Source organism: Roseburia sp. TF10-5 (assembly GCF_003462365.1).
Classification (GTDB): Bacteria; Bacillota; Clostridia; order Lachnospirales; family Lachnospiraceae; genus Roseburia; species Roseburia faecis.
In genome coordinates this window covers 1-23844 of sequence record NZ_QTYW01000022.1, presented here as the reverse complement: position 1 = coordinate 23844, position 23844 = coordinate 1, and the positions used below count along the sequence as shown (strand labels likewise).

Genomic DNA, 23844 nt, shown 5'->3' with positions numbered 1-23844 from the left:
TACCTTTTTTGTTACCCTTTTCCTTGTGGGGGGAATCTTGGAAAGGAGAGGTACGAATGCAGGAAGAGAAAACAGCGGAAAATAAAGCAAATTATATTGATGGTGGCAATTTCAAGGCGAGAATAGGAAACACTACCTACCTTGTTGGGGTGTTCTTCAACAAAGCAAAAAAGGTAACAATAGAGGACAGAATGAAGAATTTAATCTGTCAGGAAGTGACAGCAGGCAATTTCTAAGGCTGTACACTACAAAAACAACTCATTTTTTAATGAATTATCATTCTCTGTATTGACAAAACGCTTCCTAACGGTATCTTTTATACAAATTTTCTTTGTAAATTTTTCTGTAGAAAGAGAATATACGTCTTCTTCCGTCATTTTGAGAAAACTTATATCTAAAACACTTGTACAAATCCACAGCATCGAAAAAAGCATTGACAGATACGCAATATGTGAGAAGATAGAAATAAGCCCCACAAAGGGGCAAAAATAATACAGGAGATATGCATTTATGGCTTCAACCTATCGAAAGAGATATAAAAAACGAAGAACAAGAAAAGAACAGCTGCAGATGCGCATTTTAATGATTCTCATTGCCGTAATTTTGCTTGGATCCATTCTGGGAATCATACATAAAGTGAAGCAGGAACGGGCGCAACAGACGGTGTCTGACAGCAGCTGGGATATTACAGATAAAAAATACGTTGACCAGAGACCGGAATTAGACGTGGAACTGCTTCCGGTCAATGAATATTCCCGTCCGGGGCTTGCACTTACAAAGGTTCGTGGAATTGTCGTTCATTACACGGCCAATCCGGGAACGACTGCCATCCAGAACCGGAATTATTTCGCAGGGCTGGAACAATCTCACCAGACCAAGGCAAGCAGTCATTTCGTGATCGGGCTGGATGGAGAAATTGTACAGTGCATTCCCTGCAATGAAATCGCATATGCATCCAATAACCGAAACAGTGATACAATCGCAATCGAATGCTGTATTCCGGATGACACCGGAAAATTCAATGACAGTACGTATCAGTCATTGATCCAATTGACAACCTGGCTGATCGGAAGATATGATCTTGGAATTGAAGATGTGATCCGGCATTATGATGTGACAGGTAAAAACTGTCCGAAATATTTTGTGGAACATGAGAGTGCATGGGAAGATTTTCATGATGATCTGGCGGCTTACATCGAAAAAAATGGAGTGGACAAAGAATAAAAAATCATCTACAATAAATTAAATATAGGAAGTATTCTGAATAATTAACGGAACAGAGGAGAAATTTTTGATACAACTATTTACGGAATTACAGGAAAAGAAAAATGTAAGGAGTAATCTGAGTGCTCTGCGTGCCAGCCTGAAAGAAGCAACGGAAGAGCAAAAAGCGCAGGCTATAGAATTTGTACGCGGGCATGAAGATCTGGTGTTTGGATTTTTACAGGAAGAGGATGCAAAGACGCGGAAGAATGCAGCACTTCTTCTGGGAGACCTGGCAGTACAGAATGCGTTGCAGCCGCTCTGGAAAGCATATACCCGGGAACAGACACTGTTCGTAAAAAGTGCATATCTGGAAGCCATGAAGGCACTTCATGCAGAAGAAATCCTTTCGCAGCTGAAAGATCGTCTTGCAGAGCTGGAAGGAGAGCCGGTCACCGAAGAAAACCGGAAACACCGGGAAGCAGAACTGCGGGCACTGCGGGCAATCCTGATTCAGTATGAAGGAATCGATACCCATCATTTTGATATAAAACAAAATAACAATCATGTACTTTTGGTGACAAACCGCAATCATCGCGGAATACTGGAAAATCAGACCGGTGGAAAGGCGCATCCGCTCGGTGTGATTGTACAGACGGATGATCTGTTGCAGCTGTTGCAGATCCGCACATATCGGGACATGTTGTTTTTACTTCCGGTCAAAGGACTTCTGGAGCAGGAACCGGAAAAAGCAGCAGAGACGGTGTGGAAGCCAATGCTTGCAATCTGTGCAAAATACCACCGGGAGGACAAGCCATTCTTTTTTCGGATTGAGTGCAGATCCGCAATGACACTGGAACAGAGAAGCCGGTTTGTCAAAAAGCTTGGATCTGCCATTGAACAGTTGTCGGATGGAAAACTGGTGAATTCTCCGGGGGATTATGAGGTAGAACTTCGACTGATTGCAAATCGTGAGGGAAAGTTTTTCCCGGCACTGAAATTTTATACTATTCCGGATCACCGGTTTGCGTACCGGAAACATGCAATTGCCGCTTCCATGCACCCTTCCCTTGCGGCATTGATTATGGAACTGGCAGCACCATATCTGAAAGAGAATGCGCAGATTATTGATCCGTTCTGCGGCGTGGGCACCATGCTGATTGAGCGGGATATCCGTGTTCCGGCACGTGAAAAATATGGTACGGATATTTTTGGGGAGGCAATTGACGGAGCACGGGAGAATGCGGCTCTGGCAGGAGAACAGATCAATTTCATACACAGGGATTTCTTTGATTTTAAACATGATTATTTGTTTGATGAGATTGTAACCAATATGCCGGTGCGGGGAAAAATGACGCGGGAGCAGCTGGACCGTCTGTATGAGAAATTTTTCCGGAAAGCATTAACCATTCTGGAAAAGGAGGCTGTGATTGTAATGTATACAGGAGAGATTGGATTTGTGAAGAAACAGCTGCGTCTTCACAGGGAATTCTCTCTTTTGGAAGAATATTGTATGCAGAGTAAGGCAGGATGTTATCTGTTAATTATAGGAGTAAAGAGGTAATGGCATGAACGATGATACGAATCTGATAGATATATCAATGTTACAGCAGCTGCAGGATCAGTTTTGCTGTGCAGATCATTTGTATCTGATGTGTGTGGATAAGAATAAAGGTGTTGTGACAAAACCGTTTGGAACAGAAGAACAGGTGGGGTTTTTACGGACACAGGTAGATAAACATGCCTACATGGAACTGGTAGACCAGATGCAGCATGACCGGATGGAAACGGTTGTGGAGCGGGAAACAGCACAGGATTTCATGAAATTGTGTGCTGTTTCCACAAAAGTAGAAGATCAGCTGCAGGTTGTCTGGATTGTTATGGGCATTATAAAGGAGCGGCTGACACCAGAGGTTCATCTGCCGGAGGGAATGCTTATTACGACGGAGGAGCAGTTTTACGCATCGGTAGAATTTCTATCACTGCTTTCCGGACAGTTGTTTGAGAGTCGCAGAAATCAGATGATCGCGCAGAAAGCGGTTGAAAAGAGTTCTGTTTCCGAGCTGGCGATGGAATACCAGCTGCACCGCAGCCGGGCAATGACCGAAATTTTGCAGATGATGGATTCGGATAACAGTTTTGAAAAAGTGGCTGAGGATATTTTGCGGGAGACATGTGAAAGTCTGGAAATTTCCGGTGGATGTCTGTTGCGCGAGAATACAGGGGAAAATACGGCAGACATGATCTGCGAGTATACAAAAGAACCAGACAAGTCCATTCTTGCAGAGGGGCAGCATATTCCGATCGGTGCACTGCCGTTTTATAATGGTAAAACTTATATGATCTCATCGGACTCCATCATGCCGGAACCGTTTGCACATTTATTTAAAACCTGTCATATCAGTGCCGGAATTTTTGAACCGATTGAAATACAAAACCGCACGGCGATGTATTTTTGCGTGTATGATAATGAAAAAACAAGAATCTGGGAGAACAGAGATATCAAATTTGTCAGTGATGTGCGAAGAGTTGTGCAGAGCATCATGCTTAAAAGAATTGCAAAGAATTCGCTGGCAAGTTCCTATACATCTTTAGAGGCGATTCTGGAAAATACCGGATGTGGAATATATGTGGTTGATTACCATACCCATGCAATTCTTTATATGAATCACAAATTCAAAGAACTTTTCTCTCGCAGTATCGCGGGAAATCATCTGGAAAAAATGCTGTTTTCCGACCGGGAAACAAAGCGCAGCCAGTATTATGAGGAAATTTATTCGGTTGTTGAGGAACGCTGGCTGGATGTGCATAAGACCGAGATTGACTGGGTGGATGGCAGAAAAGTTGCCATGTGTACACTCTATGATATTACCGAAAAGAAAATTTATCAGAAAGAAATTGAAAATCAGGCGAACAATGATTTCCTGACAGGGTTGTTTAATCGCATGCGCTGCGAACAGGATCTGGGACAGTTTATACGAAAGACCCGGGAAAAAGATGCAACAGGAGCGTTGCTTTATATGGGACTGGATGATTTTAAGCATATCAATGACGGGCTGGGACACCAGTATGGGGATATTCTGTTGAAAGCGATTTCCCATAGCCTGCGCAGGATAGATGGGATTGAGAATACCTGTTACCGCATGGGAGGGGATGAGTTTGTTGTGATTATTCCGGATTCCGTGTATCCGGAGCTGGAACGGATTGTCAGGGAAGTGACATCCATATTTAAGAAACCATGGTTTTTAAAGGGAGAAGATTATTATTGCACCATAAGTATGGGGATCGTATATTTCCCGAAGGATGGAGAAACGGTGGAAGAACTTGTCCGTAAAGCAGATATTGCCCTGTTGTCGGCAAAACGCAGGGGCAAAAACCGCGTGGAATACTATGATGGGATGGACGCATCTTCCTCATACCGCAGACTGGATCTGGAGAAAAATATGCGTACTGCAGCCATGAATGCATGCACGGAATTTGAAGTGTTTTATCAGCCGATCATTGATGTCTGTCAGCCGGGAGAGCCATGCTGTGGTGCAGAAGCATTGATCCGCTGGAATTCAAGTGCACTTGGATTTGTGAATCCGGCGGATTTTATTCCACTTGCGGAATATCTGGGACTGATCAATCCAATCGGGGAGTATGTCATGAGAAATGCGGCATTGCGGTGTAAATACTGGAATGATATGGGGCATCCGGAGTATCATGTCAATGTAAATTTGTCGGTTGTACAGCTGTTGCAGAATGACATTGTAAAGAAGGTTGCAAAGGTTCTGGAAGAAACCCGTATCATACCACAGAATCTGACATTGGAAGTAACGGAAAGCCTGGCGATTAATGATATGGTCCGGATGAAGAAGATATTAAGTGAGATCCGGAATCTTGGTGTACGCGTGGCACTGGATGATTTTGGAACAGGATATTCATCCCTCAATCATATCCGTGAGATGCCTTTGGATGTGATCAAGATTGACCGTTGTTTTATTGAACATCTTGGAGAGGACGACTTTTCCAATGCATTTGTGCGGATGGTATCGGAACTGGCAAATGCCATCAATGTACGCGTATGCGTGGAAGGTGTGGAGACTAAGCGCCAGAGAGATATTGTAAAAAAGATGGGAATCCGTATGATTCAGGGATTTTTTTATGGAAAGCCGATGAAGATTGAAGAATTTGAAAAGAAATATCTGATATAAGGTGAATGCTATGTATGCAGAAGAACAGGTTTGATTGTCAATGGGAGGAAAAATGCTTAATCTGAAAGGACAGTCTGATAAGAAAAGTAAAAATATAATTGGTATTATACAAAGCTGCCTTATCCTGGTATTGGTAATTCTTATTATTTTTATGATGATACAGATTAGCTGGTTACAAGGGACAGCGCGTGTAATAAATTATGCAGGTCTGGTACGTGGAGCTACACAGCGTGAAGTAAAATTAGAAATTACAGAAAACCGGAATGAAGAATTAATGAAATATTTGGATGATATTCTGAGTGGGTTAAGATATCAGGATGGACATTATGAACTGGTAAAACTCTATGACAAAGAATATCAGGAAAAATTAAAAATTCAGAGTGATTACTGGGAAAAATTGAAAACAGAAATTGAAGCCGTAAGAAGTGTGGGATATGAAAATACAGATATTGTCAATATGAGTGAGATTTATTTTAAGATGGCAGATGAAACTGTATTTGCAGCAGAAAAGTATTCCGAAAAGATTGCCACAAAGATTCGCACCATAGAGATTCTGTCTGCGTTTGATATGCTGTGTCTGGTGATATTGGTTATTGTGCAGACCCTGATGGCAATGAAGATGGCGGTGAAAAATAAGCTGTTAGAACACAGGGCATATACAGATGCCCATACCGGATTGCCAAACAAAAGTGCCTGTAAGGAACTTCTTGGTAATAAAGAAATAATTAGTGAGCCTACCGCATGTATAATGTTTGACCTGAATAATTTAAAGACGGTAAATGATACAATGGGACATTCGGCAGGAGACCAGTTAATATTGAATTTTGCCCGGCTTTTGCGCAATGTGATTCCGGAAAAAGACTTTGTTGGAAGATATGGTGGAGATGAATTTATGGCAGTTATTTATCATACAAGCCAAACAGAGGTTGAGGAAATATTAAAATGTTTATGTCTCGAAAAAGACCGGTTAAACAACAGGGAAGACAAAATGCTGATTGACTATGCATATGGATGGGCATTATCCACAAACAACGGTGAATATACAATTCAGACATTGCTCGATAAGGCTGACTCTTATATGTACGAAAACAAACAATTATGTAAGAGACATAGCCTGACATCTGAGGTTGAATCTTTTTAGTCTTATAACAGGGAAGCGGCATCTGTCAAATGCTGGTTCCTTTTATTTATTTTATCAGAAAGGAAGAGAAGCCGGCAAAGGTTCGGGAAGAAAACAGGCTTTGAGGGATGTCCTGCATGTGATCCATGAAAAAACCTCTTGCATTTCCGGAGAGGGTGTGTAATATAGTACATGCAGCGGCAGATTGGGGGCACCACCTTCAGTCGCTATATAAAATTAATGCACAAAGGGATACGATAAGGAGGATGTTATGTACACAGCATTAACAATTGCTGGAAGTGATTCCAGTGGAGGCGCCGGCATTCAGGCAGATATTAAGACAATGACAGCAAACCATGTTTACGCAATGAGTGCGATCACGGCTTTGACTGCCCAGAATACGACCGGTGTAACAGATATTATGGAGGTAACCCCGAAGTTTTTGGCAGAGCAGCTGGACAGTATTTTTACGGATATCTATCCGGATGCGATTAAAACCGGAATGGTTGCTTCTGGTGAACTGATTGGGACGATTGCGCAGAAGCTGACAGAGTATCACGCAAAAAATATTGTCGTAGATCCTGTCATGGTGGCAACCAGTGGGGCAAGACTGATCAGTGAGGATGCCATCAGCACATTGAAAAGTAAATTATTACCGCTTGCAACGGTGATTACGCCAAATATTCCGGAAGCGGAAGTGCTTTCCGAAATGCAGATCAAGACCGATGCAGATATGGAAAAAGCAGCAGAAATTATTTGTGACACATTGGGCTGTGCCGTTTTATTAAAAGGTGGTCATCAGTTAAATGATGCCAATGACCTGCTCTACCAGAAGGGTAAAGAGCCGGTATGGTTTGAGGGAAAGAGGATTGACAATCCAAATACACACGGGACAGGCTGTACGCTTTCTTCTGCGATTGCATCAAACCTTGCAAAAGGAAGAGACCTTGAAACGTCCGTGAAGTATGCAAAAAATTATATTTCCGGTGCACTTGCCGCCATGCTTGACCTTGGAAAAGGAAGCGGACCAATGGACCATGCATTTGCAATTGAAGGAGAATATTAGTATCCGGCAAATGTGAGGCCGGGTTTATCATAGGTTAAGAGGAGTGTACAAATGGAAAAAAAAGGAACTTCCGTGTTCAGTAACGGATTAATTTGGTTTGGAGCAGGTGTATCCCTGGCGGAAATACTGACAGGTACTTATTTTGCACCGCTTGGATTTGGAAAAGCCATGGCAGCAATTTTACTGGGACATCTGATCGGCGGACTTATGATGTTTGCAGCAGGAATGATTGGAGCGAAAGAACGAAAAAGTGCCATGGAAACTGTGAAAATGAGTTTTGGCGAGAGAGGAAGCCTTCTGTTTGCTGTCTTAAATGTGTTACAGCTTGTAGGGTGGACCGCAATTATGATTTATGACGGAGCACTTGCGGCAGACGGGGTTTTGCATACCGGAATCTGGGTATGGGCGATCATTATCGGCGCACTGATTGTTGTCTGGATTTTTGTCGGACTTACGAATCTTGGCAAGTTAAATACGGTTGCCATGACCGCACTTTTTATTTTATCTCTGGTTCTTTTTAAAGTGATCTTTTTTGGAACCGGAAGCGCGGCTCCGGTCGTGGATGATGGAAGTCTTACATTTGGTGCGGCTGTGGAACTTGCCGTGGCAATGCCGCTTTCCTGGCTGCCACTGATCAGTGATTATACAAGAGAAGCAGAAAAACCGTTTGCCGCAACACTTGTCAGTGTGGTTGTCTACAGTCTGGTCAGCATTTTTATGTATATGATCGGTATGGGGGCTGCTATTTTTACCGGCGAATATGATATTGCGCAGATTATGTTAAAAACAGGGTTTGGCGTTGTGGGACTTCTCATCATTGTATTTTCCACGGTTACGACGACGTTTCTGGATGCATATTCCGCAGGAGTTTCAAGTGTTTCCATTTCTTCAAAAATTAAGGAGAAATGGGCAGCGATTGTTGTTACCGTGATTGGAACTGTGGCAGCAATTGTTTATCCGATGGATAACATTACAAATTTCCTGTATCTGATTGGTTCTGTATTTGCCCCGATGATTGCAGTGCAGATTGCAGATTATTTCATTTTAAAGAAAGCAGATGCTGAGGAATCCGCTTTTCAGTGGAGAAATCTTGTGGTGTGGCTGGTCGGTTTTGTATTGTACCGGGTGCTGATGCATGTGGATACACCGGTTGGAAATACGCTGCCGGATATGGTGATTACCGTAATTGTCTGTGTGATTGTAGAGAAAATTGCAGCAGCAGTAAAAGAAAAAAGAGAAATATAATAATTTTCAAACGAGTAGCAAACGAGCGTAAATCCAGTTTTGTTGCTCGTTTTTAATTTTATAATGCCATGAAAAAGTGTGTAGCTTATCAGCGTAAGTCCAGCTTGTGAGATAAGTACATGCTTTTTTTATGTAGAAAAAGGAGGATTCAGTTAAGATGGCAGAAAGAAACAGGATGAAGGAGATGCCGGTCAATAAGCTCATGGTACAGATGGGAATACCGATGATCTTGTCGATGGCATTGCAGGCGGTCTACAATATTGTGGACAGTGCCTTTGTCGGAAACATGAAGGAGGGAAGTGAAGCCGCTTTAAATGCACTTACGCTGGTGTTTCCGGTGCAGATGCTCATGGTAGCGGTAGGAATCGGAACCGGTGTGGGGACGAATGCACTTCTTGCGCGGACACTTGGACAGGGAAACAGCAAAAAAGCAGCAAAAGTTGCGGGAAACAGTTTATTTCTTGGAGTAATTATTTATGCGGTATGTCTGTTGTTTGGAATTTTCGGAGTGAAAGCCTATATTTCATCGCAGACGGTTGATCCGGAAGTAATTTCGATGGGAACCGGCTATCTCAGGATATGTTGTGTGATTTCGTTTGGAATTATCTTCTTTTCCCTGTTTGAAAAGTTATTACAGGCAACCGGACGTTCACTTTATTCTACAATCGGTCAGGTTGTGGGGGCAGTGGTAAATATTATTCTTGATCCGATCATGATCTACGGGATCGGACCTGTTCCTGAAATGGGAGTAGAAGGTGCTGCATATGCGACGGTAATCGGACAGGTTGCATCGGCAGTATTACTCTTTATTTTCCATACGAAATTAAATAAAGAATTTGCGCATGGAACAAAATACATGAAACTGGAGGGTGGAATTATAAAAGAGATTTATTCGATCGGACTTCCGGCGATCATTGCACAGGCATTGATGTCTATTATGGTTTATGTAATGAATCTGATCTTAAAATTTAATCCTTCGGCGCAGACCGCATATGGATTGTTTTATAAAGTGCAGCAGTTTGTGTTGTTCCTTGCATTTGGTCTGCGGGATGCGATCACACCGATCATCGCTTTTTCCTATGGGATGGGAAGTAAAAAGCGAATTAAGGATGGTATGAAGTACGGACTGATTTATACAATCGTACTTATGGTTCTTGGTGTGGCGATCACGGAAATTTTCCCGGGTGCATTTGCAACTTTATTCAACGCAGGGCAGTCAAGAGAATATTTTATCGGAGCAATGCACATTATTTCTATCAGTTTTCTTTTTGCAGGAATCAATGTCGCATATCAGGGAATTTATCAGGCATTGGACGGAGGCATCGAGTCGCTTGTGATTTCGCTGCTTAGACAGCTTGTAATTATATTGCCGTTGGCAGGCATTTTCTCTATTTTCGTCCGAAACGGACAGATGGGAGTTTCGCTGATCTGGTGGGCGTTCCCGATCACAGAGTTTATCGCGTGTCTGGCCGGCTATGTATTTTTAAAGAGAATCCGTAAAACAAAAGTAGATGTTTTAAGCGAAAGGGAGATGTGATTATGGCAAAAAGAATTATTACGATCAGCAGAGAGTTCGGAAGCGGTGGTCGTTTTATTGGAAAAGAAGTGGCAAAGCAGCTTGGCATAAAGTATTATGACAAGGATATTATCGCACAGATTGCGGAGCAGTCCGGATTTTCAGCGGAATATATTGAAGAAAAGGCAGAATTGTCTCCAAAGAAAGGACTGCTTGCCTATGCGTTTGCAGGACGTGACATCACCGGAAAATCCGTGGAAGATATGGTGTATGAAGCGCAGAGAAAAGTGATTTTGGAGATTGCGGAAAAGGAAAGCTGTGTGATCATAGGACGGAATGCGGATTTTATCTTAAAAGACAAAGATAATGTGCTGAATATTTTTATACATGGGGATATGCCGGAAAAGGTGGCGCGTATCTGTAAACTGTATAATGTTACCGAAGAGGAAGCAGAAAAAATGATGGCAGATATCGATAAAAGGCGTATGACAAATTATCGATTTTATACGGATCAGAAGTGGGGGATGGCAAAGAATTATACATTGTCACTGAACAGTTCCGAGCTTGGATATGATCTGTGTGAGAAGATCATAATGGATTGCAAGAAATAGAAGAAAACAAATGTGCAATTAAGAGATACCATACATGTGACACCCAGATCTGACGGAAGTTGTTTTGCTATTTTTTCAGTATTTCCAGAACGGGAATAATAAATGATAATTGCATTCATATAACTCTTCCTTTCATTATCCAACACTGTGTTGTACAATATTATAAAAGTTAGAGAAACGTTTATCAACCAACAAACAGATGAACTGGCTTCGTTGATACACACTTTATATATTAGTGGAGCACAGGGAGTGTTGTTGGATTGACTTGTCCTTAAAATGCGGTAAAATTTAAGGGAAAGAATGAAAATTAGGGGAATGAGAAATGAAGATAAGAACAGCAACCATGGATGATCTTAACGAGATTGCAAATGTAGAGGCAGAGTGTTTCCCAGCAGCGGAGGCTGCAACGAAAGAAGAATTTGCCGGTCGAATCCGGTATTATGGAAATCACTTCTGGATTATGTTGGAGGAAGACAAACTGATCGCATTTGTAGATGGTTTTGTAACCGATGAGGCAGATTTGACAGATGAAATGTATGAGAAGGCTGCTATGCACAACGAGGATGGTGCATGGCAGATGATATTCGGTGTCAATACACTTCCGGATTATCGTAAACACGGATATGCAGGACAACTGATCCAATGTGCAATCAAGGATGCAAGAGAGCAGGGCAGAAAAGGTCTTGTGTTGACCTGCAAGGAAAAACTGATCAAGTATTATGCAAAATTTAGTTTTGTTGATGAAGGCGTGTCCGATAAATCCACACACGGAAACGCTGTGTGGCATCAGATGCGGCTGACTTTTTAATTCATTGTAATGCGTATAAGTAATCGAAAAATCAATCGTATTTTTTTACGATTGATTTTTTGATTGCTTTTGCATATAAATAGCTTACATTGTTTTTGCAACGATTTTCTCATCGTCATTCTGAATCTCGTTGGTGCTTTTTTATTTCTTATGATTGATAAATAATGTCCGGAAGATCAGTCTTGCAAGCGGTCCTACAAAAATAAGCTGCAGCGGAAATGCCATGATAAAATTTTTGCAATAGGTCATAAGATAATCCGGTATAAAGTTGGCGGTAAATCCATGTCCGTGATAGACACCGATCACACTGGCGAATGCAACCTGCCAGATTACCGTGAAAGTCTGGATCGCAAAGATGATAAAAATCGGCCGGTCGCCAGGCTGGACAACGCGGAAGGTGCACATTTTTGAGAGATGACCGGACACGAAATAGGCAAGCAATCCGATGATGATATACTCTATCCACATTCCCTTCAATGCAATAAGAAAGGTCGTATTTGTAAAGCTTCCTGTTGCGAGTACCGTGTTATAGACTGTCATGACATAGACCATCATCCATGCGGTGATCGCTGTAAAAAATATGGATTCTCCTCGTGTTCTAGGCATTTTCTTTTCCTCCGTTGTATTTTTGAATCGCATCAAGAATGAGTTTCATAACCATAGTGTTTCCTTTCCGACAACAAAAAAAGACAACAAATGCTGCCCGTCCGTCTGACAGTGGACAGGTGACATTTATTGTCTGATATGTGTCTTGTATTTAATTTGTTTTTACAACTCTTGCATTTTAGCAGAAAAATGAAATTAAAGTCAAGTAAAAAATTTTTTACGGTTGTTTTCTATGGCGTTTCCGGTTGTTAATAAATTCTATGCATGCTATATTGGTAGGAGTGAGGTAAGAGTAACGAGGATAAGAACAGCAACAATGGAGGAAAATCATATGGGTTTGGTCCAAGCGTTACGATAGCAACTGCGAATCATCCGATTGAGCCATCACTTCGTGAAAATGCGATGCAGTATAACAAGACCGTTCATATTGGGGAAAATGTCTGGATCGGCGCAGGGACTATTATAGTTCCGGGAGTTACAATTGGAAAAAATTCAGTAATTGGCGCAGGAAGTGTTGTTGTAAAAGATATTCCTGATAATGTTGTTGCGGTAGGAAATCCATGTCGTGTGCTGCGTAAAATCGGAGAACATGATCATGAATTCTTTTATAAAAATGAAAAGATTGACTGGGAAAATCTGTAGAACTATGATAAAACTAACAAAGAAAGTTAAAAAGTTATAATGGTCTCGATTTTCTTTACCATTGAATTTTTTTTTTAAAGATATGGTATACTCGGTTTAATCAGTTGAACGAAAGCGAGGATATTAAAATGGATATATTAGAGACCATGAAAGCGCGACACAGCGTAAGACAGTATAAAAATCAGGCAATTGAATCTTCAAAGAGAGAAAAAATCAATGCGTTGATAAAAGATGTTAATGCGGAAAGTAAACTGTCGATACAGGTTTTTTACGATGAACCGAAATGTTTTGATTCATTTATGGCTCATTACGGAAAATTTGAAAATGTAAAGAATTATATCGCGATTGTCGGAAATAAGAATGATCAGGAAAAGGCAGGATATTATGGCGAGAAGATTGTGCTGAAATGTCAGAAACTTGGGCTTAATACCTGCTGGGTGGCAATGACGCATGGAAAATCAAAAGCGCAGATCAAAAGAGGACAGAAGCTACTCATTATTATCTCACTGGGATATGGAGAAACACAGGGAGTTCCACATAAAAGCAAAAGTATCGCAGAACTTGGACAGGCGGATCAGAAGAACGAATGTTTTGAAAAAGGTATGGAAGCGGTAAGTCTTGCACCAACTGCTGTCAATCAGCAGAAGTTTTATTTTGAACTGAAAAACGGAATTGTAACAGCCAAAAATCTTGGTGGTTTTTATTCCAGGATTGACCTTGGAATTGTAAAATATCACTTTGAGGCCGTGACAGGACATGAGGTAAAATAATGCCGGACATTATTATCGTAGAGGACAACAGGGAGATCGGAACACTTTTGTGCGATTTCCTGCGAAAAGAAAATTATACGGTGAGCCTTGTGGACACCGGGGAGAAGGCACTTCAGATCTTTGAGCAGTACGGTGCCAATCTTGTTGTGATTGACATCGGTCTGCCGGGGGTGGACGGTTATTCCGTCTGTTGCAAAATAAGGGAGACTTCAAACGCACATATTATGATCGCGACTGCAAGAGACGACAAGGAAAGCACATTAAAAGGCTTGCAGATCGGCGCGGATGATTACATCTGTAAGCCTTATGATATCGATATTCTGATTGCCAAGATCAACGGCATTTTCAAACGAAAATATGCATTGGACGAAATCGTATGCGACAATCTGAAATTGAACAATGTCACGCAGACACTCACCGTGAACCAAACACCGGTCAATGTCACGGAAAAGGAATTCCAGCTGCTGAAACTGCTGGTCGAAAATAAAGGAACGACATTGAAGAAAGAATACCTGTTCAACCGCATCTGGGGAAGCGACAGTGAATCGGAGCCGCAGACGCTCACGGTACATATCAAGTGGCTGAGGGAAAAGATCGAGAAGGATTCGAAGAAGCCGAAACACATTATTACGGTTTGGGGAACGGGATACCGATATGAATAATTACAAAAAAATTGCAGCAAAGTTTTGTGGAGTGGAGCTGCTTATTATTGCACTTGCGAATATCGTTTATTATGTGACAGCAAATAATCAGGAACCGTGCATTTCGCGTGTGCAGGATAAAACCGGAACAATCTACAGGATCATTTATACACAGACAGACGACAGAACCTGGATTCTCATGGATATTGCCTTGGGAATTCTGTTTTTGCTGTCTGTTTTTCTGATTTGTTATATCGGAAAGAAGATCATAAAGCCGTTTGAACAGATGCAATCGCTGACCGAGGAGCTGGCGAAAGGAAATCTTTCGGTGCCGATCAAAGCCGAAAAAAGCAAATTCTTAGGCAGATTCCTATGGGGAATGGATATGCTGCGCGAAACACTGGAGAACAACAAAGAAAAAGAACTCGCGTTGCAAAAAGAAAAAAAGACGCTGGTTCTTTCTCTGACACATGACATCCGGACACCGTTATCTGCGATCCGGCTGTATGCGAAGGCACTGGAAGAGGATCTTTATACGACCGGGGAGCAGTGTGTCGGAGCATGTCAGGGGATTGGAAAAAACGTAAAAGAGATTGAGGAGTATGTCAATGAGATCACACTTGCATCGAGAGAGGATTTCCTGCAACTGAGTGTCAATCCGGGGGAAGTGTATCTGTCCCATGTGATCGATGCGATCCGGGGACTTTATGAGGAAAAACTGCATAATTTACATACCGGATTTCAGATTGCATCCTACACGGATCTGTTGCTGAAAGGGGATGCGGACCGGCTGATCGAGGTGTTGCAGAACCTTTTGGAAAACGCGATCAAATACGGGGACGGCAAGCGTATTTCCATCGACTTTTCGGAGGAAGAGGACTGCAGACTGATCACGGTAAGAAATTCCGGATGCAGCTTAAAGCAGGAAGAACTCATAAATCTGTTTGATTCTTTTTATCGCGGAAGCAATGTCGGCTCGGCGGATGGTTCGGGACTCGGACTGTATATCAGCCGGCAGTTGATGCAAAAAATGGATGGGGAAGTATTTGCGGAAATTAAGGAAGATGATTTCTGCGCGACAGTTGTTGTGCGAAAGGCATAATGTGCATTTAAGGATTGTTTAATAATTTCTCCTGTAAGATGAGTACATCAAACGAGGGGAGGAACGTTAAAATGCTTTTTCGTATTTTGAAAAAAGATTTGAAAAGAAAAAAAGTAATGAACGCAATATTGCTTTGTTTTATTCTGCTGGCAACGATGTTCGTAGCGAGCGGAATCAGCAATGTTGTTTCCGTCATGAACGGAACGGATTCCTATCTGGATAAGGCGGGGATCGGCGATTATGTGGTCATCTCGATGGGTGCGGACAGCAAAGCGTCCATCGATGAGATCCTGCATGAGATGGAATCCATCCGGGATTATCGCATTGAGCCGGTTGTATTCGGAGAAAAATCCAATCTGAAAGATATGCACGGAGAAAAACTGGAGGCAAAGAATTCTGTTATTTACCAGTCCATCGAGGATAGCCGGCTTAAATTCTTTGATAAAGAGAATAAGCAGATTACCCAGATCAAGCCGGGGCATGCATATGCAACCGGTGATTTTATGGAGAAAAATCATTTGCAGCCGGGGGATAAAATCAGGATTACGCACAACAGTATTTCTTTTATGGATGTTTTAATCATATTGCGAAAGGTACCGAAGGGGGCAATGATTCAGGCAACAGAAAATGGATTGGTTTGGTATCTCTAATACGACAGATTCCAGTTTTTGAAACTGAGAAATTGGTATTTTAAGAGGAGGTATGTATTATGAATATAGGATTTTGGTCATGTATAATTTTGATTATACCATTTGTAATTATAGGTGTGTTGTTTGCGATTTTTAAGGGAAAAGCAGCTAAATTTGTTTCAGGATTTAATTCATTTTCTAAAGAAGAACAGGCAATGTATGATAAAGCTCAGATCTCTCGTGATATAAGAAATCAGTGCTTCATATGGACTGTTATAATGTTGGTAGGAGCGATATTATCCTGCTTTTTAACCCCGTATATGGCTATACCAACTTATATTATTTGGTTAGTTCTGTTTTTTAGAGAAGTCCACTTTGATAATCATAAAGCGTTTAAAAAATATTTATTAAAATAAATTATTGTTTGCAGGAGATGCTTATTTATGAAAAAAGGAATAAACAAATCAATCTTATTTTATGTTGTATCAGCTCTGTTTTTGATAGTATCAGCTATAGGCTTAACGAGTGGAAATGAAAATACTATGGCTATAGTATGGTTAAGCCTTGGTTCCGCATTTCTTTGCTTAGGTTCGGCTTATAAGAAAAAGGAAAACAATAAAACAAATACAGATGATAAATAATTTCCTGTGTATTGCTGGAAAATCGATATTTACCAAGCTGTTTAATTTTGAAAATTTCTTTGAAAAACTATTGACTCCTACGTAACGTAATAGTTTAGAGTATGCTTATCGAGAGGAGGAAATGACAATGATGACGGTGAATGAAGTAAGTAAATTAACAGGAGTGAGTATACGCACTCTGCAGTATTACGACACCATTGGACTCTTAAAACCTATTGAATATACAGAGTCAGGTTATAGGTTGTATGACGATACATCCTTGGAAAGGCTGCAACAAATTTTACTGTTTAAAGAATTGGAATTTCCGCTTAAGGAGATTAAAAAGATAATCGATGCTCCTAACTTTGACAGGAACAAAGCATTAGAGCAGCAGATTGCATTGCTTACGATGAAAAAGGAGCATCTTGAAAATCTTATTAGTTTCGCTCGAGGAATAAAAGGAATAGGAGTGAAATATATGGATTTTAAAGTATTTGATACAAGAAAGATTGATGAGTATTCTAAACGAGCAAAAGAACAATGGGGACAAACCTCTGAGTTCAAGGAGTTTGAAGAGAAAACAAAGAACTGGACGAAAGATGACGAAGCTACTGCCGCCAATGAGTTTATGCAATTATTTGTTGAATTTGGACAAATGAAGGAAATGAACCCGGCAGATGAGCAGGTGCAGTTGCAGGTAAAGAAACTTCAGGATTACATTACGAATCATTTTTATACATGTTCTGATAAGATTTTATGTGGTCTTGGAAGAATGTATGCTGGTGGAGGAGAATTTACGGAAAATATTGACAATGTTGGTGGTACAGGCACTGCGGAGTTTGCAAGTAAAGCCATTGATATATTTTATATGAGCAAAAAATAACTTCAGGTTTGTCTGACTCATAAATAATTTAATAACAGGATTACAAGCACTTTAGCCACAACAGGTTAGAGTGCTTTTTTTCATGCCCTGCAGTAAAAGGAAAGAGGTGAACAACAAGTATTGATATTTTTAAACCTGGTGACAAGATCCTGGCACTTCTTGAGGCTGTGTTTGGGTTTTGAAACAATCAGATATCCCTGGTCTTTGCAATGCTTGGACAGTCACCGGTCAGCTTTAAGGGCGCAGTCATTGAGGGGATTGAGCCGGTCTTTGTAGCGGTTGGTTCATCCCTTTATCAGTGTTGTTGAATACATCCTCGACAGAATTTGTAGAAAGCGCAAAAGAATCGAGCAAATATTTAAGAGAAATAGGCAAGTACCATTTTGTATTGGCTTTGGCAGCAGCAGAAGTGGTTGCGTCGGGAGTTCCGTGTAAAGTGATTCGTAAAATAAATTTTATTTTGAATGTTAAGTTTGAAAAAAGATATTGTTGCCATATGTAAATTATGATATAATTTGCATATACTATAAGCGGAGGTGACTAATATGTTAACATTACAAGAATCTATAAGACCATCTGCTGATTTGAGAAATCATTATGCTGAAATATCAAAGCAATGTAAGGAAAACAAAGAAGCAGTTATTATTACAGTAAATGGTAGAGGCGATACCGTTGCACTTTCGTATGAAGAATACAAAAATATGAAAGCGAGAATAGAACTATTAGAAGTATTAGCCGAGGCGGAAGATGATGTGAAAAATGAAAGAGTAGCCCCGATAACTGAGACATTTGATGACTTGAGAAAAATGCTTCAGGAGGATAATGATGAAGTATGAGATAATTAGAACTGATACAGCGGATGCCGGCATTAGAAAAATAATCTTGTACGTTGCTCAGAATTTTGGAAATACAGTTGCACTTGAGAAGCTTGATCAGATTGAGAAACGAATTCTTGATTTGGGAGATGATCCGTATATTGGAACAGATCCAAGATATTTGGTTCTTAAGAGGCAGGGATATAAAGTCCTTGTTTTAGAAAAAGATCTTGTTTTTTACAAAATTGATGAGGGTAATAAAAAAGTAGTTGTATATGCTATTGTAGATCAACGACAGGATTATTTAAATATAATACGAGGGTTATAAAAATGTGGTAAGATAATAAGCAAGATAAGGAAGTAATATGGCGAATTATAAACCACCATATACAATTACAAATAAAATGTTGGAATAAAAATAGAGGCAAATTCATTATCACTGTCAGAGGTAAGAGATGTTATAAACGGAAGAATCGTTTTGGGGGACAGGCAGGAGATTCAGGAAGTAAAAAATGCATATATGGCTTATGGAGAAGTTAGGACTAAAATTAAGGGAAACATTTCGAAAGAATTACATGAACCCGGCGCTGGAACTTGGAATTGTGCAAATGACAATTCCGGATAAACCGAATAGCAGGAATCAGAGATATGTGAGAAAATAAAAGGATTAATATAGAAATGTGAACTTTAATGCGTGGGAAGCCGTATTATCCATGAACTGAAACAGACTGCCAGGGGCAGAGAATTGGCAGTTGTATCGGTGTATTTGTACCTTATGCGGGAGTTGCCGGGGTGGCCTGGTCATCTTTGATTGCAAGGACATTTTCAGCTATAGTCATCACAGTCCTATGCTTTTCATAGAAAAATCCGGTACGATATTTGAAATAGGGCTACCGCAATCCCACTGGCTTTAGACGGCGGGTTAAGGTAGCCGGAAGCGGAGGTTTGTGCGATACTTGCGTTATGGGAACGTGGAAATCAAAAAACAGACACAAATATTTGTTACAGTATCATATTATTTTCGTATGCAAGTATAGAAAGAAATTGCTGATGTCAAAACAAATATCAGATGATATAAAGCAGTTTCTTATGAGATATGTCAAAAGATAAAGTCATTATCAGATATATGGAGACAGATAAAGATCATATTCATTACATGATAGAAACAGAACCAACAATGTCTATCAGTAAAATAGTAAATCTGATGAAGAGTTATACAACATATCATATTTTGTCTGCAGTGTAGGAAATGTTTCAGAAGAGATGCCACAAAAATATATAGAAAATCAAGGGTAGGAAGGTGGCGACAGTAGGTGTTAAAAGCATATAAATACAGGATATATCCTAATAGCGAACAAAGAATTCAGATTGCAAAAACATTTGGCTGTTGCCGTTTTGTTTACAATCAGACATTGGCATATCGGAAAGAAATATACGGGAAAGAGAAAAAGTCAGTTAGTAAAACGGATTGTAATAATTACTGTAACAGAGAATTAAAGAAAGACTATGAATGGTTAAAAGAAATAGATAAATTTGCTCTGACCAACGCAATCTATAACATGGACGCTGCATATCAAAAATTCTTTAAGGAGCATGCAGGATATCCGAAATTCAAGAGCAAACACGATAACCATAAATCATACACAACAAACTTCACAAATGGAAATATTGCGGTAGATTTTGAGACAGGGAAGATAAAATTGCCAAAATTAAAAGCGGTAAAAGCAAGGTTACACAGGGAATATAGTGGGCAGATTAAGTCAGCGACCGTTTCGCAGGTTTCCAGTGGAAAATACTATGTGTCCATACTTGCAGAAACGGAGCATAAGGAACTGGCACATACAAATCATAACATAGGAATCGATTTAGGAATTAAAGATTTATGTATTACTTCCGATGGGAAGGTATATGAGAATCTAAAAATTATAAAAAAATACGAGAAACAGCTTGTAAAGCTGCAAAGGCAACTGTCACATAAAGGAAAGAGAAGTAAGAACTATTATAAAACAAAGAAAAAGATAGCATTATGCCATGAGAAAATAAGGAATATAAGAAAAGATTATCTACATAAAGTTTCACATGAGATTATCAGCGAAAACCAAGTGATAGTTTCAGAGAATTTACAGATAAAAAACATGGTAAAAAATCATCATCTGGCAAAAGCCATAAGTGATGTATCATGGTATGAGCTGACAAGACAGTTAGAGTATAAGGCAAAATGGAATGGCAGGAAATACATCAAAATAGATACATTTTATGCTAGTAGTCAATTATGTTCTGTTTGCGGGTATCAGAATCCAGATACAAAAGATTTGTCAGTGAGGACATGGATATGTCCGAAATGCGGAGCAGAACATGACAGGGATATCAATGCCGCGAAAAATATACTGACAGAAGGATTAAGACAAATAGCATAAAGAAATATATAGGGCAGGGACTGCCCAAATTAACGCCTGTGGAGATAGTAGGTTACGAGGTCGATGAAGCAGGAAGCCCATTGGCTTAAGACAATGGGTAGTTCACACAATCGGGGATGATAAATTTATGTTTCAGGCTATTGCGCATGCGTAAGTATGATTTATGTGATATTGTATAAAAATGTGAAAAAACACATTGATTCATATGAAAAGATGTAATATAATACATTAAAATACACCAAAATATTTTGGGAAAGGAGAATGCATACGCATGAAACGTAAAATAACGTCTAAGTTATATGAGTGGAAAAATATGTCAGATGGAAGAATGCCATTGCTTATTTATGGTGCACGTCAGGTTGGAAAAACATTTGAAATGCGTGAGTTTGGATCATTATATTACAAGAATACGATTTATGTAAATTTTGAAACAGACGAAAGAATTGGAAAATATTTTGAAACAGATATTCATGCAGATCATGTGATAGCTGTTTTGGAAAAATACTATCAGGTAAAGATTGTACCTGAAAATACACTCATAATTTTTGATGAAATTCAGATGTGTGAAAGAGCATTAACTTCGCTAAAATATTTTTCAGAAGAAGCTCCGGAATATCATGTAATGGCTGCCGGAAGCCTGCTTGGTGTGGCGGTGAACCGGGAAAAATATTCATTTCCGGTTGGGAAAGTTCAGATGCTGACCATGTATCCAATGGATTTGGAAGAGGTGTTGTGGGCAAAAGGGAAACAGATGCTTACAGACACGATCCGGGAACATTATGAAAATAATCAGCCGTTGAATGAGATGCTCCATGAGGAGGCTATGCAGGAATTTTATCATTATTGTATTGTTGGGGGGATGCCGGCAGCGGTGAAAGCCGACCTTGCAAAAGACAGTCCTATAGAGCAGACGGAAATCAGACAGATGTTATTAAACTCTTATATTGCGGATATGACAAAATATGCGAATAAGTCAGATACAGTGCGCATTTTTGAAGCATATGATTCCCTTCCGGCGCAGTTGGCAAAAGACGCTAAAAAGTTCCAGTATAAGTTGATAAAATCGGGCGCGCGTGCATCTCAATATGGAGATGCAATTGACTGGCTGATTCGGGCTGGAATTGTAAATAAGTGTATGAAATGTAGTCAGGGATTTTATCCGGTTGCAGCATATCAGGATGTGAGTGCATTTAAATTATACTATAGTGATATGGGTATTATGTCTGCCAGAATGGGAATGACGCTGGAAGCATTGAGGAGTAAGGAAACAGAGCATTTTCGTGGTATATTGACAGAGAACTACGTTGCGATTGCATTGAAAACGAATGGCTATGATCTTCATTATTGGGAGTCAGATAATACGGCAGAAGTAGATTTCCTGATACAAAAAGACAGTCATGTAATTCCGGTTGAATGTAAAGCGGGAAATCATGTGAAAGCGAAAAGTATGATGGTTTATATGGAAAAATATGATCCGGTTTATGCCATCAGGATTTCAACAAGAAATTTTGGAATGGTAAAGGGGATAAAGTCTGTGCCATTATATAGTGTATTTTGCACTTGATATACGAGGCTTCACTACAAATGAATCATTTGAAAAACAGTACCAGTTATTACTGGGAAAAAGATTTATTAAATGTTTCACTTTCGTCTATGTAAAGTGTATATTCTGCCAAGCAGACACCTTCTTTCTTCTATAGTATTTAATCTCTTACCTAAACCAAAAGCCACCTTTTACAGTGGCTTTTTACAAGTGAATGATATTCTAATTTTTATTTCCGTCATCCCCGGAGGATAAACCTACATGTGAATAATATTCTAAGCGTCATTCACGCACTTGCGTATACAACATTAATTACCATGTGGTTTGGTCGGTAAAGTACAGGCGAAACTGTATTCACGACTATCTTCATAAAGTGACCAGAGCAGTAGTGAATTATTGTAAAGCAAATGATATCCACACGGTTATTATTGGCGATATCACAAATATTCGAAGGAATAAGAATCTGGGAAAAGTGACAAATCAAAAACTTCATGCACCACAAGTAACAAAAGAATATGCAAAGAAATGTAACAGAACGAACAGGGGATTGTATAAGGACCAGTTATCAGTATATAATGCGGATGCAGTAGGGGCATATAACATTATGAGAAAATATTTTGCCGGATGCGACAAAGAGAAAAAGATATCCGTTACCGGATTATCTTCTCCCCTGATCATAAAAGTAGCTGTGTAACCCCCAAAAGGTAGCAGTAAAGGTGTCATGGACGCACCCAGAATCTGTATGGCGAAGCCATATATATCGGATGCTCGGTAATTCAATTACCGATGTAGTTCACTCGTTGTATAAGGTGTTTTATTTAAAACAGTCTCCAAAATTTCTTGAAATATCAAATGCTTTATGCTATATTGAATATAAAGAAAGACACCTGCTGGAACAGATGCCTTTCAGTTCGGATAGTATCCATTCCAAAAGTGGATGCTCCCAAGTATGCATTTTGCTCTTATGAGCACAGCCTTACCTGTTTGCCGACAGGTAAGGCATTTTTATTTCTTCTTATTATTTCTCTTATCGAGAAAGGTAAGAAACGCAATAATCAAACTACCAAAAGACATCAACAAAGCTAATATCCCAATGAAAATCGTAATGATTTCATAAGCTGTCATATGCGCCACCTCCCTTCTTATGTATTCCAGTAAACTGTCATTAAGCTCGGGAGGCTACCACCCCTGTCATGGGCTTTCCGTAAGAAAATTGTATCATACCAACATAAGGGTTTCAACAATATTCGACAGCGTGATTTTTCATTTTTTCCAAATAAAAACACATATTAATAGTGAAACAAAAGTGCTCTATCATAAAAATGGGAAACACATATTAATAATAAGAATAAAAATCGAAGGAGACCAGCTATGAAAAGTCAACCATAAATTAGCAAAAAATTTCTTTTTC

27 protein-coding genes and 1 pseudogene are annotated in these 23844 nt (G+C 39.9%); 26 read left to right on the top strand and 2 right to left on the bottom strand.

The genetic code is table 11. The features are described from left to right. Nucleotides 1-56: 56 nt before the first annotated feature. From DXD06_RS14965 to DXD06_RS14920, 10 genes are all read left to right on the top strand, one after another. The gene (locus tag DXD06_RS14965; RefSeq protein WP_055263562.1) at nucleotides 57-236 is read left to right on the top strand and encodes a transposon-encoded TnpW family protein; all 180 of its coding nucleotides are present in this window, start codon (nucleotides 57-59) and stop codon (nucleotides 234-236) included. A gap of 274 nt (nucleotides 237-510) precedes the next feature. Continuing rightward, nucleotides 511-1224 carry a peptidoglycan recognition protein family protein gene (locus DXD06_RS14960; RefSeq protein ID WP_117832861.1) on the top strand — a complete coding sequence of 238 codons (714 nt, stop codon included), beginning with the start codon at nucleotides 511-513 and terminating at the stop codon, nucleotides 1222-1224. 67 nt (nucleotides 1225-1291) lie between these two features. After that, complete coding sequence (locus tag DXD06_RS14955; protein ID WP_117832859.1) at nucleotides 1292-2767, top strand: TRM11 family SAM-dependent methyltransferase; 1476 nt, start codon at nucleotides 1292-1294, stop codon at nucleotides 2765-2767. A gap of 4 nt (nucleotides 2768-2771) precedes the next feature. Further along, complete coding sequence (locus DXD06_RS14950) at nucleotides 2772-5399, top strand: sensor domain-containing phosphodiesterase (RefSeq protein WP_117832857.1); 2628 nt, start codon at nucleotides 2772-2774, stop codon at nucleotides 5397-5399. Nucleotides 5400-5451: 52 nt separating this feature from the next. Continuing rightward, nucleotides 5452-6540 carry a GGDEF domain-containing protein gene (locus DXD06_RS14945; RefSeq protein ID WP_117832854.1) on the top strand — a complete coding sequence of 363 codons (1089 nt, stop codon included), beginning with the start codon at nucleotides 5452-5454 and terminating at the stop codon, nucleotides 6538-6540. A gap of 250 nt (nucleotides 6541-6790) precedes the next feature. After that, nucleotides 6791-7585 (top strand): bifunctional hydroxymethylpyrimidine kinase/phosphomethylpyrimidine kinase, encoded by a 795-nt coding sequence (gene thiD, locus DXD06_RS14940; protein ID WP_022045137.1) that lies wholly within the window; start codon nucleotides 6791-6793, stop codon nucleotides 7583-7585. Nucleotides 7586-7636: 51 nt separating this feature from the next. After that, nucleotides 7637-8830, top strand: a complete 1194-nt coding sequence (gene cytX, locus DXD06_RS14935) for a putative hydroxymethylpyrimidine transporter CytX (protein WP_117832852.1) — start codon at nucleotides 7637-7639, stop codon at nucleotides 8828-8830. Between the two features lie 157 nt (nucleotides 8831-8987). Beyond that, the gene (locus tag DXD06_RS14930; RefSeq protein ID WP_117832850.1) at nucleotides 8988-10367 is read left to right on the top strand and encodes an MATE family efflux transporter; all 1380 of its coding nucleotides are present in this window, start codon (nucleotides 8988-8990) and stop codon (nucleotides 10365-10367) included. 2 nt (nucleotides 10368-10369) lie between these two features. Next, on the top strand, nucleotides 10370-10957 hold the full coding sequence (locus DXD06_RS14925) for a cytidylate kinase-like family protein (protein WP_117832848.1): 588 nt from the start codon (nucleotides 10370-10372) through the stop codon (nucleotides 10955-10957). 322 nt (nucleotides 10958-11279) lie between these two features. Further along, entirely contained in the window at nucleotides 11280-11765 is a 486-nt protein-coding gene (locus DXD06_RS14920) for a GNAT family N-acetyltransferase (RefSeq protein WP_055068759.1), read from the top strand. Nucleotides 11766-11906: 141 nt separating this feature from the next. On the opposite strand, the gene DXD06_RS14915 is transcribed toward DXD06_RS14920, so the two are convergent. Next, nucleotides 11907-12371, bottom strand: a complete 465-nt coding sequence (locus tag DXD06_RS14915; protein ID WP_117832846.1) for a DUF2798 domain-containing protein — start codon at nucleotides 12369-12371, stop codon at nucleotides 11907-11909. A 339-nt stretch (nucleotides 12372-12710) separates the two neighbouring features. Between DXD06_RS14915 and DXD06_RS14910 the strand changes: the two are divergent. The 16 genes and pseudogenes from DXD06_RS14910 to DXD06_RS14840 form a co-directional block, all read left to right on the top strand. Next, nucleotides 12711-13013, top strand: a pseudogene (locus DXD06_RS14910) (DapH/DapD/GlmU-related protein); the annotation flags it as partial. Between the two features lie 128 nt (nucleotides 13014-13141). Further along, nucleotides 13142-13783: a nitroreductase family protein gene (locus DXD06_RS14905; RefSeq protein WP_117832844.1), complete on the top strand. Its 642-nt coding sequence runs from the start codon at nucleotides 13142-13144 to the stop codon at nucleotides 13781-13783. After that, a complete protein-coding gene (locus DXD06_RS14900) occupies nucleotides 13783-14445 on the top strand; it encodes a response regulator transcription factor (protein ID WP_117832842.1) in 663 nt (220 codons plus the stop codon). Before DXD06_RS14905 ends, DXD06_RS14900 begins: the two co-directional genes overlap by 1 nt. After that, a complete protein-coding gene (locus DXD06_RS14895) occupies nucleotides 14438-15526 on the top strand; it encodes a sensor histidine kinase (protein ID WP_117832840.1) in 1089 nt (362 codons plus the stop codon). The genes DXD06_RS14900 and DXD06_RS14895 overlap by 8 nt, the downstream gene beginning before the upstream one ends. A 116-nt stretch (nucleotides 15527-15642) precedes the next feature. Further along, on the top strand, nucleotides 15643-16176 hold the full coding sequence (locus tag DXD06_RS14890) for a hypothetical protein (protein WP_199535233.1): 534 nt from the start codon (nucleotides 15643-15645) through the stop codon (nucleotides 16174-16176). Nucleotides 16177-16235: 59 nt separating this feature from the next. Further along, nucleotides 16236-16571, top strand: a complete 336-nt coding sequence (locus DXD06_RS14885) for a DUF3784 domain-containing protein (RefSeq protein WP_117832838.1) — start codon at nucleotides 16236-16238, stop codon at nucleotides 16569-16571. A 27-nt stretch (nucleotides 16572-16598) separates the two neighbouring features. Then, complete coding sequence (locus DXD06_RS14880) at nucleotides 16599-16796, top strand: hypothetical protein (RefSeq protein ID WP_117832836.1); 198 nt, start codon at nucleotides 16599-16601, stop codon at nucleotides 16794-16796. Nucleotides 16797-16923: 127 nt separating this feature from the next. Continuing rightward, on the top strand, nucleotides 16924-17658 hold the full coding sequence (locus DXD06_RS14875; RefSeq protein WP_117832834.1) for a MerR family transcriptional regulator: 735 nt from the start codon (nucleotides 16924-16926) through the stop codon (nucleotides 17656-17658). 545 nt (nucleotides 17659-18203) lie between these two features. Continuing rightward, on the top strand, nucleotides 18204-18494 hold the full coding sequence (locus tag DXD06_RS14870) for a type II toxin-antitoxin system Phd/YefM family antitoxin (protein WP_055068768.1): 291 nt from the start codon (nucleotides 18204-18206) through the stop codon (nucleotides 18492-18494). Beyond that, nucleotides 18481-18801, top strand: coding sequence for a type II toxin-antitoxin system RelE/ParE family toxin (locus DXD06_RS14865; RefSeq protein ID WP_314733830.1), 321 nt, complete (start codon nucleotides 18481-18483; stop codon nucleotides 18799-18801). The genes DXD06_RS14870 and DXD06_RS14865 overlap by 14 nt, the downstream gene beginning before the upstream one ends. A gap of 184 nt (nucleotides 18802-18985) precedes the next feature. Further along, a complete protein-coding gene (locus DXD06_RS14860; RefSeq protein ID WP_278308222.1) occupies nucleotides 18986-19135 on the top strand; it encodes a Fic family protein in 150 nt (49 codons plus the stop codon). 301 nt (nucleotides 19136-19436) lie between these two features. Beyond that, complete coding sequence (locus DXD06_RS18205; RefSeq protein WP_442969671.1) at nucleotides 19437-19583, top strand: transposase; 147 nt, start codon at nucleotides 19437-19439, stop codon at nucleotides 19581-19583. Further along, entirely contained in the window at nucleotides 19570-19719 is a 150-nt protein-coding gene (locus DXD06_RS18200; protein WP_442969670.1) for a transposase, read from the top strand. Before DXD06_RS18205 ends, DXD06_RS18200 begins: the two co-directional genes overlap by 14 nt. Before the next feature lie 67 nt (nucleotides 19720-19786). Continuing rightward, nucleotides 19787-20890 carry an IS200/IS605 family element RNA-guided endonuclease TnpB gene (gene tnpB, locus DXD06_RS14850; protein ID WP_117832832.1) on the top strand — a complete coding sequence of 368 codons (1104 nt, stop codon included), beginning with the start codon at nucleotides 19787-19789 and terminating at the stop codon, nucleotides 20888-20890. Between the two features lie 271 nt (nucleotides 20891-21161). After that, the gene (locus tag DXD06_RS14845) at nucleotides 21162-22454 is read left to right on the top strand and encodes an ATP-binding protein (protein WP_117832829.1); all 1293 of its coding nucleotides are present in this window, start codon (nucleotides 21162-21164) and stop codon (nucleotides 22452-22454) included. A gap of 286 nt (nucleotides 22455-22740) precedes the next feature. After that, nucleotides 22741-23127 carry an IS200/IS605 family accessory protein TnpB-related protein gene (locus DXD06_RS14840; RefSeq protein WP_117832827.1) on the top strand — a complete coding sequence of 129 codons (387 nt, stop codon included), beginning with the start codon at nucleotides 22741-22743 and terminating at the stop codon, nucleotides 23125-23127. Between the two features lie 311 nt (nucleotides 23128-23438). On the opposite strand, the gene DXD06_RS17595 is transcribed toward DXD06_RS14840, so the two are convergent. Beyond that, a complete protein-coding gene (locus DXD06_RS17595) occupies nucleotides 23439-23558 on the bottom strand; it encodes a putative holin-like toxin (protein WP_226948254.1) in 120 nt (39 codons plus the stop codon). Between the last annotated feature and the right edge of the window lie 286 nt (nucleotides 23559-23844).